The organism is Sanguibacter hominis ATCC BAA-789 (assembly GCF_012396185.1).
GTDB classification, from domain to species: Bacteria; Actinomycetota; Actinomycetes; order Actinomycetales; family Cellulomonadaceae; genus Flavimobilis; species Flavimobilis hominis.
The window spans coordinates 828,066-845,873 of record NZ_JAAXOW010000001.1 but is presented as its reverse complement, the minus strand read 5'-3'; the positions used below and the strand labels follow the sequence as shown (position 1 = coordinate 845,873).

The 17,808-nt window shown below is 71.9% G+C and carries 15 protein-coding genes; 9 read left to right on the top strand and 6 right to left on the bottom strand.

The features are described from left to right. Positions 1–53 precede the first annotated feature (53 nt). A complete protein-coding gene (locus HF995_RS03850; protein ID WP_168446450.1) occupies positions 54–737 on the top strand; it encodes a FadR/GntR family transcriptional regulator in 684 nt (227 codons plus the stop codon). A gap of 33 nt (positions 738–770) precedes the next feature. On the opposite strand, the gene HF995_RS03845 is transcribed toward HF995_RS03850, so the two are convergent. Both HF995_RS03845 and HF995_RS03840 read right to left on the bottom strand, forming a co-directional pair. Further along, positions 771–2,084: a hypothetical protein gene (locus HF995_RS03845; protein WP_168446449.1), complete on the bottom strand. Its 1,314-nt coding sequence runs from the start codon at positions 2,082–2,084 to the stop codon at positions 771–773. Between the two features lie 50 nt (positions 2,085–2,134). After that, positions 2,135–3,823, bottom strand: a complete 1,689-nt coding sequence (locus HF995_RS03840) for a bifunctional 3'-5' exonuclease/DNA polymerase (protein WP_168446448.1) — start codon at positions 3,821–3,823, stop codon at positions 2,135–2,137. 170 nt (positions 3,824–3,993) lie between these two features. On the opposite strand from HF995_RS03840, the gene gcvT reads away from it, so the two are divergent. From gcvT to HF995_RS03800, 8 genes are all read left to right on the top strand, one after another. Then, positions 3,994–5,100 carry a glycine cleavage system aminomethyltransferase GcvT gene (gene gcvT / locus HF995_RS03835; protein WP_168446447.1) on the top strand — a complete coding sequence of 369 codons (1,107 nt, stop codon included), beginning with the start codon at positions 3,994–3,996 and terminating at the stop codon, positions 5,098–5,100. Further along, positions 5,097–5,477, top strand: coding sequence for a glycine cleavage system protein GcvH (gene gcvH / locus HF995_RS03830; protein ID WP_434060841.1), 381 nt, complete (start codon positions 5,097–5,099; stop codon positions 5,475–5,477). Before gcvT ends, gcvH begins: the two co-directional genes overlap by 4 nt. Before the next feature lie 13 nt (positions 5,478–5,490). Beyond that, positions 5,491–8,361 (top strand): aminomethyl-transferring glycine dehydrogenase, encoded by a 2,871-nt coding sequence (gene gcvP / locus HF995_RS03825; RefSeq protein WP_168446445.1) that lies wholly within the window; start codon positions 5,491–5,493, stop codon positions 8,359–8,361. Between the two features lie 163 nt (positions 8,362–8,524). After that, on the top strand, positions 8,525–9,592 hold the full coding sequence (gene trpS / locus HF995_RS03820; protein WP_168446444.1) for a tryptophan--tRNA ligase: 1,068 nt from the start codon (positions 8,525–8,527) through the stop codon (positions 9,590–9,592). A 150-nt stretch (positions 9,593–9,742) separates the two neighbouring features. Next, on the top strand, positions 9,743–10,909 hold the full coding sequence (locus HF995_RS03815) for a hypothetical protein (RefSeq protein WP_168446443.1): 1,167 nt from the start codon (positions 9,743–9,745) through the stop codon (positions 10,907–10,909). A 232-nt stretch (positions 10,910–11,141) separates the two neighbouring features. Then, entirely contained in the window at positions 11,142–12,338 is a 1,197-nt protein-coding gene (locus tag HF995_RS03810; protein ID WP_168446442.1) for a hypothetical protein, read from the top strand. A 402-nt stretch (positions 12,339–12,740) separates the two neighbouring features. Further along, on the top strand, positions 12,741–13,148 hold the full coding sequence (locus HF995_RS03805) for a hypothetical protein (RefSeq protein WP_168446441.1): 408 nt from the start codon (positions 12,741–12,743) through the stop codon (positions 13,146–13,148). Continuing rightward, positions 13,148–13,822, top strand: coding sequence for a hypothetical protein (locus HF995_RS03800; RefSeq protein ID WP_168446440.1), 675 nt, complete (start codon positions 13,148–13,150; stop codon positions 13,820–13,822). The genes HF995_RS03805 and HF995_RS03800 overlap by 1 nt, the downstream gene beginning before the upstream one ends. Before the next feature lie 26 nt (positions 13,823–13,848). On the opposite strand, the gene surE is transcribed toward HF995_RS03800, so the two are convergent. From surE to exaC, 4 genes are all read right to left on the bottom strand, one after another. Beyond that, positions 13,849–14,724: a 5'/3'-nucleotidase SurE gene (surE, locus tag HF995_RS03795; RefSeq protein WP_168446439.1), complete on the bottom strand. Its 876-nt coding sequence runs from the start codon at positions 14,722–14,724 to the stop codon at positions 13,849–13,851. Between the two features lie 66 nt (positions 14,725–14,790). Further along, on the bottom strand, positions 14,791–15,741 hold the full coding sequence (locus HF995_RS03790) for a PfkB family carbohydrate kinase (RefSeq protein WP_168446438.1): 951 nt from the start codon (positions 15,739–15,741) through the stop codon (positions 14,791–14,793). Between the two features lie 8 nt (positions 15,742–15,749). Further along, positions 15,750–16,187: a DUF779 domain-containing protein gene (locus HF995_RS03785; protein ID WP_168446437.1), complete on the bottom strand. Its 438-nt coding sequence runs from the start codon at positions 16,185–16,187 to the stop codon at positions 15,750–15,752. 11 nt (positions 16,188–16,198) lie between these two features. Then, positions 16,199–17,722, bottom strand: coding sequence for an acetaldehyde dehydrogenase ExaC (exaC, locus tag HF995_RS03780; RefSeq protein WP_168446436.1), 1,524 nt, complete (start codon positions 17,720–17,722; stop codon positions 16,199–16,201). Positions 17,723–17,808: the final 86 nt, after the last annotated feature.

The following is a 17,808-nucleotide window of genomic DNA, read 5'->3' as shown; positions in this document are numbered from 1 at the left end:
CCCCGAGACGCGCCGCCGGGCCCATGAGGAGCCGCAGCGTGGATACTCGCCCCATGTCCCGAACCGATCGCGTCGTCGACGCCGTCACGCAGATGATCCTCGACGGCGAGCTCGCGCCGGGCGGCCGCCTGCCCGTCGAGGCCGAGCTGGCCGAGCGCCTCGAGGTGTCGCGCGGGTCGCTGCGCGAGGGGGTGCGCGCGCTCGCGGTGCTCGGCATCCTCGAGTCGCGCCAAGGCGACGGCACCTACGTCACGAGTCTCGCCCCGAGCCTCCTGCTGCGTCCGGTCGGCCTGCTCGTCGAACTGCAGGGGGCCGGTCAGGCGCGGCACACTCACGCCGTCCGCCGCATGCTCGAGGCAGAGGCGGCGGCAGGGGCCGCGCGCCGGCCTGACGACGCGGCGTCCCGCGACGCCGCCCGCGCCGCGCTCGACCGCGCCGCGGCGGCGCTCGCCGGCCCGCCCGACGACGGGCACGACGCGTTCCTCGAGGCCGACGTCGCGTTCCACGCCGCGCTCGCAGCGTGGGCGGGGAACCCCGTGCTCGCCGCGCTCGTCGACGCTCTTGCTGGGCGCACGACGCCGCACCGCAGGTGGCGCGCGACGACGCTGCCTGATGCAGACGCCCGCGCTCATGAGTGGCACAGCCAGATCCTGACGGCCGTCGAGGACGGCCGTCAGGACGAGGCTCGCACGCTCATGCAGGCGCACCTGCTCGAGGTCGAGCGTTCGCTGCCCTGACGACCGAGGCTCGTCTCCAGCGGCCTGACGGCGTCAGGGCGCGGTGAGCCTGCCGACCACCGTGATCGAGTCGCTGTCCTCGGTCGCGGTCGAGCCGTACGTGACGTAGCCGTTCTGCAGGTCGAGCATCGTCATGCTCGTCTGCGGGAGCTCGTAGACCTTGCCGCTCGCGCGGTGGAACAGCAGCTGTCGCGACTCGGAGTCGTCGTCGCCGACCGCGAGCCCGAGCGTCATCCAGGTCGCGTCGAGCGCCACGGAGGAGATCCTTCCGACGCCGTTCGCCCGGAAGCGCACGAGGCTCGCTCCGTCGACGAGCTCGATGAGGTCTCCTGCCGGGTCGGCGGGCGACGCCTCGCCCTCGGTCGAGAGGTTCTCGCCCTCGACGACGACCTCGCCCTCGAGCGGCTCGCCCTCTGCGGTCTCGTCGTCCTCGCTGACGCCGTCGTCGACACCCTCCTCGACCGTGTCGGCGTCGTCAGGGCTCACACCGCCGTCCTCGGAGTACGGGCTCTGGACGTAGGCGGTGCCGCACTGGATCTCGACGATGCGGTCGGCGGCGGTCGGTGCGGGGATCGCGACGGTCTCGCCTGCGGTCCCGTCAGCGTTCACGAGCTGGCGCGTGACGTCGTCCTCGGCGAACGCGAAGAACGAGAGCCTGCCGGCAGACACGCACGGGTCTGCCGCGACGCCCCACGCGTCCGTCGCGACGACCGTGGGCGCGCCCGAGCCGTCGAGCGGTCGCGAGTAGATCGTCGACAGGTCGTCGCCGTCGAGGCCCTCCCAGTACGCGATCCCGTCCTGGACCGCGACGGAGGCCGCGTACGTACCTGGGGGCATGCCGCCCGCGCCGGACGCGTCGGCGAGGACGGTGCGCTTCCCGCTCGCGCGGTCGAGCGCGAACACGTAGCCGCCGACGTCCTCGAGCGCCGCGGCGAGCTCCTGCTCGTCCACGGCCTCGACCTCGACGGTCCAGGTCAGGACGTCAGGCGTGAGCTGGCCCGCGACGAGCGTTACCGTCTCCGGCACCGTGTCCTCGACGAGCCACTCGACGTCGCCCGTCGTGAGGTCCAGGATCCCGATCGAGTCGTCGGTGAGGCCGTCGCTCGAGCCGGTGAGCAGCACCGTGCCGTCGGCCTGGACGGTGCCGGTGCCTGCGTCGACGTCGGTGCTCACAGGCGTGACGACGCCCTCGGCGATCGCGTCGGGGAACGTCGCGCGCAGGTCGACCTCGACGGGTGCGGCGGACGTCGTCGGTGCCGGTTCGGGACTCGACGACGTGCATGCCGCGAGCGCGAGCGCGAGGACGGCGAACCCGCCGACAGGACGTACGAGGCGACGGGCATGCATGCGAGGCTCCCAGGATCGGTGCGGTCCCGATGAGGTTACAGGGCGGCGCCTCAGTCCTTCGCGTCGGCGTAGGAGGCGACGACAGCGACGGAGAGGGCGAACTCGACGTCGTCGGGCGAGGCGGGGAACAGCAGGCGACCCGCCTCGGCTGCGCTCTCCCGCACGGCCTGCGCGACGTCGTCGGCCAGGTCGGCGGGCACGTGCACGATCACCTCGTCGTGCAGGAAGAACACGAGGTGGGGCCGCTCGACGAGCGGTGCCTCCGGGCGTAGCGCGTGCAGGCGCTCGCGCAGGAGCGCGAGCCAGCACAGGGCCCACTCGGCGGCGGTGCCCTGCACGACGAAGTTGCGCGTGAAGCGGCCGATCGCGCGGGCGCGCGCGGCGTCGGCACCCGCGTCCGCGGGGCGCTCGCGCTCCTCGCCCTCGCCGAGCGGCGCCCCGCTCCCGCCGTCTGGGCGCGGGGAGGTGCGTCCGAGCCACGTCGTGACCTGGCCGCCGCGCTCGCCCACCTCGGCGGCGCGCTCGACGAGCCCGATCGCCGCCGGGAACGCGCGCCGCAGCTGGGGCAGCACCTGACCGGACACGCCCTGCGTCCCGCCGTACATCGCGCCGAGCATCCCGTACTTCGCGTGCGTGCGGCTCTCGACCGCGCCCGTCGCGACGATGCCCTCGTACATGTCGGCGGCCCGGCCTGCACCTGCCATGGCCTCGTCGCCGGACATGGCGGCGAGGATCCGCGGCTCGAGCTGGGCGGCGTCGGCGACGACGAAGCACCACCCCGGGTCGGGGCGGACGGCGTCGCGCACCTGGCGGGGGAGCTGGAGGGCGCCGCCGCCGTCGGACGCCCACCGCCCGGTGACGACACCACCGACAACGTAGACCGGCCGGAAGCGGCCGCCGCGCACCCACGATTCGAGCCAGTGCCACCCGTTCGCGGTCCACAGGCGCGCGAGCTTCTTGTACTCGAGCAGGGGCGGGATCGCGGGGTGGTCGATCTGCGTGAGCTCCCACGAGCGGGTCGACGTCGCGGGGAGGCCTGCGCGGCGCAGAGACCTCAGCACGTCGACGGGGGAGTCCGGGTTGAGCGTCGGGTCGTCGAGCTCGCGGCGCAGCACCGCGGCGAGCGCCTCGAGCCGCGCGGGGCGGAAGCCCTCGGGCGGGCGCGGGCCGAGCAGGTCGGCGAGGAGGGCGTCGTGGACGTCCGGCCGCCACGGCAGGCCCGCGTACGTCATCTCGGCGGCGACGAGCGCGCCCGCGGACTCGGCAGCCAGCAGGAGGCGCAGCCGGCCCGCGCCGTCTCCCGCCGCCCTGACGGCGTCGAGCTGGGCGACGAGCTCGACGACAGGATCGAGACGCTCGGCTGCGGGGCCGAGCTCGGCCGCGTCGAACAGCGCGTCCTGCCGCGCGGGCGCCGCGAGCGGCAGCGGGTCGTCCCAGCCGTCCCGGGGCCCCCGTGCGAGCCTGCTCGACGACGTCGCGGCCGCGTCGCGCAGGATGCGGTGGCACAGGCGCAGGTCGTGGCTGCGCGCGACGTGCACGCCTGCCGCGAGCAGCGGGGGCAGGGCGACCGACGTGTCCGCCCAGGTCCACCGCACCTCGGCCGGCTCGGCGCGCACCGCGGCAGGCAGCTCGTCCGCGGCGACGTCGCGGCGCGCGACGACCTCGCCCTCGCGGGTCACGGACGTGAGCGCGAGGCGGTCGCCGTCGGGCGTCCCCACCTGCTCGACCACGATGTGCACGCCCCATCCTCCCGCGTCCCGGACGCTGGCCGGCTCTCACGTGCGCAACGTGCCCGAAACACCCCTTTGCTACTCTCGCCACAGAGGTGCGCTGCGTCCCGGATCGTCCTGTTCACCTGCGGGTCCCTCACCCGCGCGGGGCCCGACCGGCAGCGGCGCGGAGGAGCGCGATGTCCCTGAGCCTGAGCCCCCTCGACGAGCGGCTCGAGGCCGCTGGTGCGCGGTTCACCGACTTTGCAGGGTGGCGGATGCCGCTGCGGTTCACGTCGGAGCTCGCGGAGCACAAGGCGGTGCGCGAGGCGGCCGGAGTGTTCGACCTCAGTCACATGGCGGAGATCCTCGTGACCGGTCCGCACGCGGCAGCGGCGATGGACCACGCGCTCGCCGGCCTGTTCTCCCCGCTCGTCGACGGTCAGGCGCGGTACAGCCTGCTGCTCGCCCCGGACGGCGGGATCCTCGACGACCTGATCGTGTACCGCACGGCACCCGACCGCTTCCTCGTCGTCGCGAACGCGTCCAACCGCGACCTCGTCCGCGACGAGCTGCGGTCACGGTGCCGCGGCGCGGACTGCGAGGTCGACGACGTCACGGACGAGCTCGCGCTCGTCGCCGTCCAGGGCCCGCGCTCGCGGGAGGTCCTCGAGCGGGTCGTCGACCTCGAGGTCGACGGTCTCGAGACGCTGCGCTACTACCGAGCGCTGCCCATGCGGTTCGCCGGTGCTGACGGCCTCGTCGCACGGACGGGGTACACGGGCGAGGACGGCTTCGAGCTCTACCTCGAGGCGTCGGCGGCCCCCGCGCTGTGGGACGCCGTGCTCGCGGCGGGTGCCGACCTGGGCGCGGTCCCCGCCGGGCTCGCGGCGCGCGACACGCTCCGGCTCGAGGCAGGCATGCCGCTCTACGGCAACGAGCTCACCGGGCAGGTGCACCCCGCGCAGGCCGGGCTCTCCCGGTCGGTCCCGGTCGCCCGCAAGGGCGAGTTCGTCGGTCGCGATGCGGTCCTCGCGGGCCCGCCGGCCGATGCCCGTCAGCTCGTCGGTCTCGTCGGCGAGGGGCGCCGCGCCCCACGGGCGGGCACCGCGATCCTCGACGGCGACACGGTCGTCGGGGAGGTCACGTCCGGAGCGCTCTCGCCGACGCTCGGCCACCCGATCGCGCTCGCCTACGTCGACCCGGCCCTGACCGACCCTGGGCTCCCGCTCGAGGCGGACGTGCGCGGCACGCGCGTCCCCGTCACCGTCAGCACGCTCCCGTTCTACTCCCGGAAGGAATCCTGATGACCATCCCCGCAGACCTGAGGTACACGGCCGAGCACGAGTGGGTCGCCGTCGTCGACGGGCAGGTGCGTGTGGGGGTCACGGCGCACGCCGCGACCGAGCTTGGTGACATCGTCTTCGTCGAGCTGCCCGAGCCGGGCACGCGGGTCGTCGCCGGTCACGTGGCGGGCGAGATCGAGTCGACCAAGTCTGTCTCCGAGCTGTTCGCGCCGATCGACGGGGAGATCGTCGAGATCAACACTGCGGTCGTCGACGACCCGGCGCTCGTCAACGCCGACGCGTACGCCGCGTGGCTCTACGTCGTCGCCCCCGACGACCCGGCGACGATCGACTCGCTGCTCGACGCCGCCGCGTACGCCTCGCTCGTCGGCGCCTGAGGCGGCGCCCGCGATGACGTCAGGTTTCGGCGACCGTCACGTCGGGACCGACGCGTCGGACCAGCGCCGCATGCTCGCCGCCGTGGACCCGGGCCTCGCGTCGCTCGACGCGCTCGTCGAGCGCGCGGTCCCGGGCGTCGTCCTGCACGCGGACGCCGACCCGCTCGCGTCTGCGCTGCCCGCACCGGCCGACGAGCGCGAGACGCTCGCAGAGCTGGCCGCGCTCGCGGCCGCGAACCGCGTGCGCCGGTCCTTCCTCGGCATGGGCTATCACGGCACGATCACGCCGGCGGCGATCCGCCGCGGGATCCTCGAGGCGCCCGGCTGGTACACGGCGTACACGCCGTACCAGCCGGAGATCTCCCAGGGGCGCCTCGAGGCGCTCCTCAACTTCCAGACGATGGTCGCGGACCTCACGGGGCTCGCGACGGCGAACGCGTCGATGCTCGACGAGGGCACCGCCGTCGTCGAGGGCATGCTGCTCGCTCGCCGCGCCGCGCGCCCGGCCGAGCCGACCGACGTGTTCCTCGTCGACGCGGACGCCCTGCCGCAGACGCGCGCGCTGCTCGCGCACCGTGCCGAGGCGGTCGGCATCGAGGTCGTCGAGGTGCCGCTCGCAGACACGGCACCCGAGGACCTGCCGCCCGCGTTCGGCGTGCTCGTCCAGCATCCCGGCGCGTCGGGACGGCTCTGGGACCCGTCTGCCGTCGCGGCCGCCGTGCACGCGCGCGGCGGCCTCGTCGTCGCCGCGGCGGACCTGCTCGCGCTCACCCTCGTGCGCGCTCCGGGCGAGCTCGGCGCGGACGTCGCTGTGGGCACCACCCAGCGCTTCGGCGTGCCGCTCGGCTACGGCGGCCCGCACGCCGGCTACATGGCTGTGCGCGCGGGCCTCGAACGGCAGCTTCCCGGCCGCCTCGTCGGGGTGTCCAAGGATGCCGACGGCGACCCCGCCTACCGCCTGAGCCTCCAGACGCGCGAGCAGCACATCCGCCGTGAGAAGGCCACGAGCAACATCTGCACCGCGCAGGTCCTCCTCGCGGTCGTCGCGTCGATGTACGCCGTGCACCACGGACCCGACGGGCTCGCCCGCATCGCGTGCGCCGTCCACGACCGCACGGTGCGGCTCGCCCGCGCCCTCGGCGACGCCGTCGTGCACCGCGACGTGGTCGACACGCTCGCCGTGCGCCTGCCCGGCCGCGCGGCGCGGGCCGTCGCGGCGGCCGCCGAGCGCGACCTCCTGCTCTGGCTCGCCGACGACGACACGCTCCAGGTGACGCTCGACGAGACGACGACGGACGCCGAGGTCGAGCTCCTCGCTGAGGTCCTCACCGCGCACGGTGCCGCACCCGCCGCGGACGGGACGCCCGACGTCGGCATCCCGGCCGCGCTGCGCCGCACGAGCGACTACCTCACTCATCCCGTGTTCCGCACGCACCGCTCCGAGACGAGCCTCGTGCGGTACATGCGTGCGCTCGAGGACAAGGACTATGCGCTCGATCGCGGCATGATCCCGCTCGGCTCGTGCACGATGAAGCTCAACTCGGCGGTCGAGATGACGCCCGTGACGTGGCCCGCGTTCGCGGACCTGCACCCGTTCGCACCGCCGCAGGACGCCGCCGGGACGCTCGCACTCGTCGCGGACCTCGAGCGGTGGCTCGCCGACCTGACCGGCTACGCCGCTGTGAGCCTCCAGCCCAACGCTGGCAGCCAGGGCGAGCTCGCCGGGCTCCTCGCGGTGCGCGAGTACCACCGCTCCCGCGGCGACGCGGCACGCACCGTGTGCCTCATCCCGTCGTCGGCGCACGGCACGAACGCGGCCAGCGCCGTCCTCGCGGGGCTGCGCGTCGTCGTCGTCGCGTGCGACGAGACCGGCAGCATCGACCTCGACGACCTGCGCGCCAAGGTCGCGGAGCATGCGGACGACCTCGCCGCGATCATGGTCACCTACCCGTCGACGCACGGCGTCTACGAGGACACGATCACCGAGGTGCGCGACGTCGTACACGCGGCGGGCGGTCAGGTGTACGTCGACGGGGCGAACCTCAACGCGCTGCTCGGCCACGTCCGCCTCGGCGACCTGGGCGACGTCTCGCACCTCAACCTGCACAAGACGTTCTGCATCCCGCACGGCGGGGGCGGCCCGGGCGTGGGGCCGGTCGCGGTGCGCGAGCACCTCGCTCCCTTCCTGCCCGGGCACCCGCTCGACCCGCGCGCCGCCGCGCCGATGGACGACGACGGTCCGGCGCACCGCCGGATCCTGTCCGCCGCGCCGCTCGGCAGCCCGCTCGTCCTGCCGATCACGTGGGCGTACCTCCGGATGATGGGCACGGACGGGCTGCGGCACGCCACCGCATCAGCCGTGCTCGGTGCGAACTACCTCGCGGCGCGGCTGCGCGACCACTTCCCCGTGCTCTACACGGGCGAGGGCGGGCTCGTCGCGCACGAGTGCATCCTCGACCTGCGGCCCCTGCGGGCCGCGACGGGCATCACGGTCGACGACGTCGCGAAGCGGCTCGTCGACTACGGCTTCCACGCACCCACCGTGTCGTTCCCTGTCGCGGGGACGCTCATGGTCGAGCCGACCGAGAGCGAGGACCTCGCCGAGCTCGACCGCTTCGTCGACGCGATGGTCGCGATCCGCGCAGAGGCCGACGCCGTCGCGGAGGGCCGGTGGCCTGCCGACGACAACCCGCTCGTGCACGCGCCGCACACCGCGGCGAGCCTCGTCGAGCAGTGGATGCACCCGTACCCGCGGGACCTCGCGGTGTTCCCGGCGCCGGGGCAGCGTGGCCGCAAGTACTGGCCGTCCGTGCGCCGCATCGATCAGGCGTACGGCGACCGGAACCTGGTGTGCGCGTGCCCGCCGCCGGAGGCGTTCGCGTGAGCCCGGTACTCGTGCCGGACGCGGTAGCCTTGGGGGCATGACGACGCACGCATGGTGGTGGCTGCCCGCGCAGCCGTGACCGTCCGTGTCCCCGAGCTGCTCGCCGCAGCCGGGCCCGCGCCTCGGTCGCGGGGGCGGCGCCCGATCCCAGGAGCCCGCACACATGAGTGAAGCACCCATCTCGACCCTCGAGGCCGCACGCGCGCGCAGCGCCCAGGTCGAGGAGCAGATCGCCAAGGACCCCTCGCAGTTCCGCGTGCTCACGGGTGAGCGGCCCACCGGGTCGCTGCACATCGGCCACTACTTCGGGACGATCGCCAACCGCGTCCGGCTGCAGACGGCGGGTGTCGAGACGATCCTGATCCTCGCCGACTACCAGGTCATCACCGACCGGGACGTCATGGGCGACCTGCGCGGGACGGTCCGCGAGATCATGCTCGACTACCTCGCGAGCGGCATCGACCCCGAGAAGACGACGATCTTCACGCACTCCGCGGTGCCGGCGCTCAACCAGCTCATGCTGCCGTTCCTCTCGCTCGTGTCCGTCTCCGAGCTCGAGCGCAACCCCACGGTCAAGGCCGAGACGGCGGCGACGGGCGGGCGTGCGATGAGCGGCCTCATGCTCACCTACCCCGTGCACCAGGCTGCGGACATCCTGTTCTGCCACGGCAACCTCGTGCCTGTCGGGCAGGATCAGCTGCCGCACCTCGAGATGACGCGCACGATCGCCCGCCGGTTCAACCAGCGGTACGCGGGCGGCGAGCAGTATTTCCGCGAGCCTGAGGCGCTCCTCGCGCCGACCCCGACGATCCTCGGGACCGACGGCACGAAGATGAGCAAGTCGCGCGGCAACACGCTCATGCTGTCTGCGACCGCGGACGAGACCGCGAAGTGGGTCAAGCGCGCGAAGACCGATGCGGAGCGCACGATCACGTACGACCCGGAGGGACGCCCCGAGGTGGCGAACCTGCTCGGTCTGCTGTCGCTCACGACGGGCGAGGACCCCGAGGTCGCGGCCGCCCGCATCGGCGACGGCGGTGCGGGCACGCTCAAGCGCGAGGTCACCGAGGCGCTCGTCGAGTACCTGCGGCCGATCCGCGAGCGGCGCGCCGAGCTCGCCGCGCACGGCGACGACGTGCTCGAGATGCTCGCCCGCGGCAACGAGCGGGCGAACGAGCTCGCTGACGCGACCCTCGACGACGTCCGCCGCCTCATGGGGACGACCTACTGATCGACGGCTGACGGTCGGCGGGCCCGGTCTGACGGACCCGCCGACCGCGCCGTCGGCGACCGACCTCGCAGCACCTGCCCCTTCCCCGCCGTCGCCCCGGTCGATAGCGTGAGCGTGCCAGCGCTTCGCTGGCCTGAGCAGGGGGAACACATGCGACGAGGAATGGGGACCGGCATCGCCGTGCTCGCGCTCAGCGCGCTCGCGGCCTGCACCGCCGAGGAGCCAGCCGCGAGCCCGGGGGTGACCACGCCGCCTGGGGGCGTCGCGTCCCCTGCGGTCACGACGCCCGCTCCCGAGGAACCGATCCTCGCCTGGGCGGACGGGACACCGGTCGACGGTCCGACCATCGACATCGACGACGCGGTGGACGTGCGCCTCGGCGAGGGGGTCATGCTCGTGTCCGAGCTGAGGGTGGCCGAGGGCTGGCGGCCCGCGGTCGTCGACCTGCGACCTGACGGGACGTATCTCGCCGTCGACCTCGAGGGTGACGCGAGCCCGGGCGGTGGACCGGACGGGTACGGGCCCCTCCGCCTCGTCGGTGCGCACGGGACGACGACGCTCCGCTCGCCAGGGTGGGAGGTCTCAGGGATGGTCGACCCCGGCACGCTCGCAAGGTTCGTCGACGGGGGCGTCGCATGGGTCGAGCGGTCGGTCGAGGGCCCGTGGCGCCTGCTCTACGCGCCCGACGGCGAGGACGAGGGCCGCGTGGTCGCTGAAGGGGACGGTGTCGAGATCGCCGTGCGTGCGCTCGGCCGGTCCGCTGCGTACGACGACCGCGGTGGCGCGCTCGGCTGGGACGGGACGAGGGTCCCGCGGTCGTCTGACGCGCCGGACGTGTGGGTCACCCCGGGCGGGAACGACCTCCTGGTGAACAGCTGCACGGACGACGGCTGCGAGGTCAGCGTCGAGAACCCGGAGGGCAGCAGCACGCCGCTCGTCCGTGCTCCCGGCAGCGTCTTCGTCAGAGCGGCGGACGAGCAGCACGTCGTGGTCCAGGTCGCCGTCGGCGAGGATGACTCGCAGGTGTGGGTGCTCGACCGGACGGCACGCACGGCCGTCCGGCTGCTCGGCGCGGATCCCTACGAGCCCGGTCTGGACGACGGCCGGGTCCTGATGACGGGCGAGTCCATGGATGCGGAGGGGGAGCACGAGCTGTTCCTGGTCGACGTCGTCGAGCAGCGGTCCGAGCGTCTGCCGGTCGATCGGCTGCCGCTGGGTCTCTCGCTCGCTGGTGATCTCGCCGCGTGGACGGCCTCCGGTCCCGCTGGGGCAGACGGGGTCGGTGGCGCCATCCTGAGCTGGCCGCACGGCGACTGACGGGCGACGCCGTGCCTGGCCGCCGACGGCTAGGCCTCGCCACGGTCGACGGGCAGGTCCTGGCCCGTCATCACGCCGGCGTCGCTACGAGGCTCCTTCGACGGGACCCGCCGACCGCGCCGTCGGCGACCGACCTTGCAGCACCTGCCCCTTTCCCGCCGTCGCCTCGGTCGATAGCGTGAGCGTGCCAGCGCTTCGCTGGCTTGAGCAGGGGGAACACATGCAACGAGGAATGAGGACCGGCATCGCCGTGCTCGCGCTCAGCGCGCTCCCGGCCTGCACCGCCGAGCAGCCAGCCGTGAGCCCGGGGGTGACGACGCCGCATGCGGCGGTCGCGTCGCCTGCAGTCACGACGCCCGCTGCCGAGAAGCCGATCCTCGCCTGGGCGGACAGCAGCCCGATCACGGGGCCGACGATCGACGTGCTCGCGGAGGCGCAGCCCGTGGCGCTCGGAGACGGCGTCGAGCTGGTGCGCACGCTCGACGCGAAGAATGGCTGGCGGCCGAGGGTCCGTGACCTGCGCCCGGACGGCGCCGCGCTCGTCTCGACGATCGAGGGGGACGTCGGCACGGGCGGCGGGCCCGTGGGCAAGGACCCGTACGGCCCGCCCCAGATCGTCACGGCCGACGGTGCGACGGTGCTGCGAGTCCCGGACGAGCCCGACGCCTACGTCGATCGCGCGGAGCTGGCTGCCTTCGTCGACGGCGGTACCGCGTGGGTGGAGCGGACCTACCAGATCGACTACCGCACGTGGCGCCTGCTCTACGCGCCCGACGGCGCGACCGAGGGGACCGTGATCGCTGAAGGCGGCGAGGGCGACGCCGACATCGCCGTGCTCGCCGCGTGGGGTGCGTTCGACGAGGACGGCAACCTCGTCCGCTGGACGGGGGAGAAGGTCGCCGCGGAGCAACGTCCGTCGGATGTCGAGGTCGACGTCGAGGTCGTCGCCGCGGGAGCCGACGTGCTCGTGACCGAGTGCGCGAAGAGCGCGGAAGGTGCCTGCGACGTGAGCGTCGTGACGCGCGACGGCGCGAGCACACCCCTCCTGACGCTGACACCAGACACGTGGGTCGTCGGCGGGGACGACCAGCATGTCGTCGTCAGGGAGTCGTCGCCGGAGGGTAGCGAGGAGAACAGCTTCTGGGTCCTCGACCGCGAGCAGCGCACCGGCGCCAGACTCGTCGGCGACCACGTCTATGACCCGTGGCTGGCCGACGGACGGGTCGTCCTGTCCGCCGATCGCGGGGTCGAAGGTGACCAGCGGCCCGTGATCGTCGTCGACCTCGAGACCCGGACCGTTGAGCGGCTCCTCGTCGATCAGCGCATCGGGGACACGGTGATCGCGGGTGATCACGTCGCCTGGACGACGACCGAGGAGGTCGACCGCCACGGGGTCGGCGGCGCGATCCTGCGGTGGCCCGCCCGCTGAGCGAGGCTTGACCCGACTGCGACGTCGGGGTGCCTGACACATCGTCGACTGCAGTGAGACCCGAAACTCGAGTGGGAATGGGTGCAAGGATCGGCTGGCTCGAGACACAATAAATGCAACTCCTGGGCGACGAGCCGCTGCGCAAGAGATCGGTGCGCTCGAGATTGGTGCGCAAATTGCTGGAGTGTTAGCGCTGGTCGGCTCGTTGCTGCTAGCGTCACGGTCATGAGTCCAACCAGGATGAGCGCCTCGTTGAGCAGGAAACCGAAGATCGCGCGGAAGGTGGGTTATCGGCGGATAGCAGTGGCATCGCTGGCGTCGACTGTCGCCATCATGGGCGTCGGCGTATCCCCGGCGAATGCGGACTAAACGTCGCTGGGCATGCCGACGGCGAGCTTTTGGATGAGCACGACCGGGCTTAGCACCGCTTGGGTGGGCTACGTGGACACGGCTCGCGGGGCGTGGAATACCTCGACTGGCTCGTACATCAAGCGTAACTCAACAGCGGCGTCTTTCCTCACGGCCAAGGACATGCCTGAGTGGGACTGGTATGGTCTTTACACTGCTTACGGTACCCGGTCGACGCGGACGTTCAAGATCCAGGTAAACACCTACTACCTCAAGCAGGACGCTGGTCCCAGGCTCTACGAGTGGATCATGAGCACGACAACTCACGAGCTTGGTCATTCCCTCAGTCTCGCCGATGACCCAGTCACGACGCAGTCCAGTTTGATGAAGCATGCTAGGAACCGCTCCACTGTATACGAGCCGACAGCGTACGACATCCAAGACGTAGCGAGGTGGTACTGATGAAGACTCGCGCCGCGAGATTGTTGTCGGGAGTGTGCATGGCCGGGCTTGCTATAGGTTTGCTCGGTGGCTGTTCCGGTACTTTCACGAGAGCTGACGGCGTGGGTGGCGCTGGAGAGGGCGTCGAGATCCTGGAGACGGTGATGATGCGCGCCGATTATCGTGTTTTTGAGTCAGCGGTCGAGCTCGACGAGAAGGCCGACACGATCGTGCGGGGCATCGTCCGATCCTCCAAGGTCGAGTATGTCGTTCCGGAGTTTGTGGTGTCCGATGATGACGACCCGATGCGAAATCCGCAGGCGGGTCTCTCGGAGAAGGAGTTGCGCGAGCTGCGCGAACTTGACGACGGTTTCGTTGCGACGATGCACTCCGTCGAGATCACCGACGTCATCCAGGGTGACCATGAAGTCGGTGACATCGTCACAGTTCCGCAGCTCGGAGGCATCTACAAGAAGACCAACTACCTGACAGAGGGCCTCGACCAGATGTCGGTGGGCCAGGAGTATCTCCTGTTCGCCCGTCAGATCGACAACGGCAGGTTGAGCCTGCTGAATCTTGACCAGACCATCTACACCGTCGACGAGGGTGGGCGGCTCGAGCCAGCCGCCGAAGACCCGGAGGGTTTCATCGTCACGGGGTCGTTCGAGTCGGCTGCGAAGCTGTTTCAAGAGTAGTTCCACCTGAAGGCGCCCACGGCCCGTCAGGGTTCCGGGAAGTCCTGGCCGGTCATGACGCCCGCGTCGATCGTGTCGATGATCTCGGTGCCCTCGTCGTCCTCGCCGCGGGAGCGCTGCGCGGACATGCGGTGCTCCCGCGCGCCCTCATGCTCGAAGTGCGGGAGGTCGGCGTCGTCGTCGGCGACGGGGGCGCGCAGCAGCGAGACGGTCGCCCAGCCGCGGGCGACGAGACCCGCGTCGCTCTGCGGTTCCTTCGACATGTCGGTCCCGGTGTACGTGAGCGTGAGGTGGCCGTGGTCGGCCTCCTTGATACGGGCGTGCACCATGCCGAAGCTCGCGAGCGGCGCCTTGCGCAGGCCGAGGATCTGGTCGACCGGACGGTCAGGCACGTTGAGGTTCATGACCCGCGTGGGGTCGGGGTTATCGAGGAGCCAGCGCAGGGCCCGCTCCACGACATACCCGGCGGTGTCCCAGTGCGTCGGGTCGGCAGAGTTGAGCGAGACGGCCATCGCGAGCATGCCGTGCGTCGAGGCGGACAAGGCGGCGCCGACCGTCCCGGAGTGCAACGTCGCGTGTCCCGTGTTGGCCCCCCGGTTGATGCCGGACAGGACGAGGTCGGGCGGCGGGCCGAAGCCGCCGTGCGCGGCGACGAGCGTGATGAGGGCGGGCGTGGCGCGCACCCCGAACGACTCGATGCCGTCGGGAAGGCCCGGGGGTGAGCGCCGCTCGACGATGAGCCGGCCGTCGTCCTCGGTGCCCATGAGCGCAGCGCTCGCTCCGGACGATTCGCGGCGGGGTGCGGCGACGACCACCTCGTAGCCCTCGGCTGCGGCTCGCTCGGCGAGCACGGTGAGCCCGGGGGAGTCGATCCCGTCGTCGTTCGTGATGAGGGCGCGCACGCCAACCTCCTCGCGTCGTCGTCCCTCCACCCTGCCGTGCGCGCGGGCACGCCGCACCCGGGCGGGTCAGTCGAGCAGGTCGACCCGCACCTGCTGGGCGTATCGCTCGATCTGCTCGCGGCGTCCGGTCCCGAGCCCGCGGCGGGTGACGTTGAGCGCGCCTGCGGCCGCGCCGAGCCGCGCGGCCGACGCGAGGCTCTCGCCCCGCCCGACACCGACGGCGATCCCCGCGGTCATCGAGTCGCCGGCGCCGCGATGGTCGACGGTCGTGATCGGAGGCGTGGTCACGGTCGCGACGTTCTCGCCGGTGACGACGAGGGCGGGCTCGTGGGCACGGGACAGCACGACGCCGCCCAGCCCGTCTGCGACGAGCTTCTCGGCGGCGGCGCGCAGGGAGTCCAGCGTGTCGTCGTCGGCGAAGCCACCCTCGACCATCTCCTCGTGGCTGATCTTGAGGATGACCCCGTCGACGTCCATCACGGCTTTCGCCTGCCCCCGGGACAGGTCGGCCACGACGATCCGACCCGCCGCGCGCAGGTCGTGGGCGAGCCGCCCGAAGAACGACGGCGGGACGTTGCTGCTCTCCTCGGTCCCGGTGAGGACGCACACGTCAGCGTCGAGCGACGCGACGAGGACCGTGCCATACAGGTCGTCGAGACAGTGGCGGTCGAGCAGCGGGGACGGCATGCGTGCGATCTCCCGGCGCTCGCCGTCCCGCCGGTCGTGGACGTACGCGCCGTTCGAGGGGCCCGTGGTCGTGCGTACGTCGAAGCTCTCCTGCTCCGCGAGGTGAGCGAGCACCGACCCCGTCTCCCCACCGAAAGGCCCGCACACGGTCACAGTCGCACCGAGCGACGCCGCCATGCGCGAGATCCACAGGCCTTGGCCGCCCGCGTGGACGTGAACCTCGGGGACGTCGACCTCGTGGCCGCTCGCCTCGATCGTCACGGTGAGCAGCGGCTCTGCCGCGAGGACGCACAGACGAGGGGCGGCATCGTCCGAGCGGCTGGTCTCCATGACTGAGGTTAGGTCTGGTCAGGCATGTCCCGCACGCCGGGGGCCTCGGCCGTCATGTCCATGAGCCGCGACCGGATGAGGAACCTCTTGCCCTCGGGCGCTTCGACGGAGAACCCGGCGCCGCGCCCGGGGACGGCGTCGACCGTGAGGTGCGTGTGGCTCCAGTACTCGAACTGCTCGGCGGACATCCAGAAGTCGACGGCCTGCCGCGCCGCGCCCTCCTCGGCGATGTCGAAGGTGCCGAGGAGGACGTCGGCGTCCGACGTCAGGAAGTCGCCCGCCGGGTAGCACATGGGTGAGCTGCCGTCGCAGCAGCCGCCGGACTGGTGGAACATGAGCGGTCCGTGCTTGTCCCAGAGCATCCGCAGGAGGGCGAGCGCCCCGTCGGTGAGGGCGACCCGCGACTGCGTCTCCCCGGGGATGACGACCTGCGCGTCGATCGGCATGACGGGCCGGTCTAGAAGAAGCCGAGGGCGTTGTCGGAGAAGCTCACCAGCAGGTTCTTGGTCTGCTGGTAGTGACTCAGCGCGAGCTTCGAGTTCTCGCGTCCGATGCCCGAGCTCTTGTAACCGCCGAACGCCGCGCCCGCGGGGTACGCGTGGTAGTTGTTCACCCAGACGCGTCCCGCCTGGATGGCGCGGCCAGCGCGGTACGCGGTGTTGCCGTTGCGGGACCACACGCCGGCACCGAGCCCGTAGAGCGTGTCGTTCGCGAGCGAGATCGCGTCGTCGAAGTCCGCGAAGCTCGTCACGGCGACGACCGGCCCGAAGATCTCCTCCTGGAAGACGCGCATCTTGTTCTGGCCCTCGAAGATCGTCGGGGCGACGTAGTAGCCGTCGGTGAGGTCGCCGCCCAGGTCGACGCGCTCACCGCCGAGGAGCAGCTTCGCGCCCTCCTGCTTGCCGATGTCGATGTACGACAGGATCTTCTCGAGCTGATCGTTGGAGGCCTGCGCGCCGACCTGGGTGTCCGTGTCGAGCGGGTTGCCCTGCACGATCCGCTTGGTGCGGTCGATCGCGTCCGACAGGAACGTGTCGTAGATGCTCTTCTGGATGAGCGAGCGGCTCGGGCAGGTGCACACCTCGCCCTGGTTGAACGCGAAGAGCACGAACCCTTCCTGGGCCTTGTCGTAGTACGAGTCGTTCTGGGCGGCGACGTCCTCGAAGAACAGGTTCGGGCTCTTGCCGCCGAGCTCGACCGTCGAGGGGATGAGGTTCGCGGAGGCGTACTGCAGGATCAGGCGCCCGGTCGTCGTCTCGCCCGTGAAGGCGATCTTGCGGATGCGCTTGGACGAGGCGAGCGGCTTGCCCGCCTCGAGGCCGAACCCGTTGACGACGTTGACGACGCCCGGCGGCAGGATGTCACCGATGAGCTCGATGAGGACGAGGATCGACACGGGCGTCTGCTCGGCGGGCTTGAGCACGACGGCGTTGCCGGCGGCGAGCGCGGGTGCGAGCTTCCAGGTCGCCATGAGCAGCGGGAAGTTCCACGGGATGATCTGCCCGACGACGCCGAGCGGCTCGGCGTAGTGGTAGGCGACGGTGTCGCCGTCGAGCTCGGTGAACTCGCCCTCCTGCGCGCGGATGACGGACGCGAAGTAGCGGAAGTGGTCAGCGGCGAGCGGCAGGTCGGCGTTGAGCGGTTCGCGGATCGCCTTGCCGTTGTCCCAGGTCTCGGCGACGGCGAGCAGCTCGCGGTTGGCGTCGATGACGTCGGCGACCTTGTTGAGGATCGCGGCGCGCTCGGTCGCGCTCGTGCGGCCCCACGCGGGTGCCGCCTTGTGGGCGGCGTCGAGCGCGACCTCGATGTCCTCGGCAGTCCCGCGGGCGACCTCGGCGAACGGCTTGCCCGTCACGGGTGAGACGTCCTCGAAGTACTGGCCCTGGACGGGGCGTACCCATTCGCCGCCGATCCAGTGCTCGTAGCGGGGCTTGAAGGTGATGAGGCTGTCGGGGCTGCCGGGGGCGGCGTACACGGTCATGGTGGCTCCTTCGACGTCGTTGTCTGTGAGCGCCTCGTGGGGAGGCTCGTCCCTGACGGTAGGTCGGCGAAGGTTGCGCCCGGTTG

Bases quoted from the DNA above. Each gene is read 5' to 3' on its own strand.
- HF995_RS03815 (WP_168446443.1), top strand. From the start codon at position 9,743: ATGCGACGAGGAATGGGGACCGGCATCGCCGTGCTCGCGCTCAGCGCG.
- HF995_RS03805 (WP_168446441.1), top strand. From the start codon at position 12,741: ATGAGCACGACCGGGCTTAGCACCGCTTGGGTGGGCTACGTGGACACG.
- HF995_RS03850 (WP_168446450.1), top strand. From the start codon at position 54: ATGTCCCGAACCGATCGCGTCGTCGACGCCGTCACGCAGATGATCCTC.
- HF995_RS03845 (WP_168446449.1), bottom strand. From the start codon at position 2,084: ATGCATGCCCGTCGCCTCGTACGTCCTGTCGGCGGGTTCGCCGTCCTC.
- exaC (WP_168446436.1), bottom strand. From the start codon at position 17,722: ATGACCGTGTACGCCGCCCCCGGCAGCCCCGACAGCCTCATCACCTTC.
- gcvP (WP_168446445.1), top strand. From the start codon at position 5,491: ATGACGTCAGGTTTCGGCGACCGTCACGTCGGGACCGACGCGTCGGAC.
- HF995_RS03810 (WP_168446442.1), top strand. From the start codon at position 11,142: ATGAGGACCGGCATCGCCGTGCTCGCGCTCAGCGCGCTCCCGGCCTGC.
- HF995_RS03785 (WP_168446437.1), bottom strand. From the start codon at position 16,187: ATGCCGATCGACGCGCAGGTCGTCATCCCCGGGGAGACGCAGTCGCGG.
- gcvT (WP_168446447.1), top strand. From the start codon at position 3,994: ATGTCCCTGAGCCTGAGCCCCCTCGACGAGCGGCTCGAGGCCGCTGGT.
- HF995_RS03800 (WP_168446440.1), top strand. From the start codon at position 13,148: ATGAAGACTCGCGCCGCGAGATTGTTGTCGGGAGTGTGCATGGCCGGG.
- HF995_RS03790 (WP_168446438.1), bottom strand. From the start codon at position 15,741: ATGGAGACCAGCCGCTCGGACGATGCCGCCCCTCGTCTGTGCGTCCTC.
- trpS (WP_168446444.1), top strand. From the start codon at position 8,525: ATGAGTGAAGCACCCATCTCGACCCTCGAGGCCGCACGCGCGCGCAGC.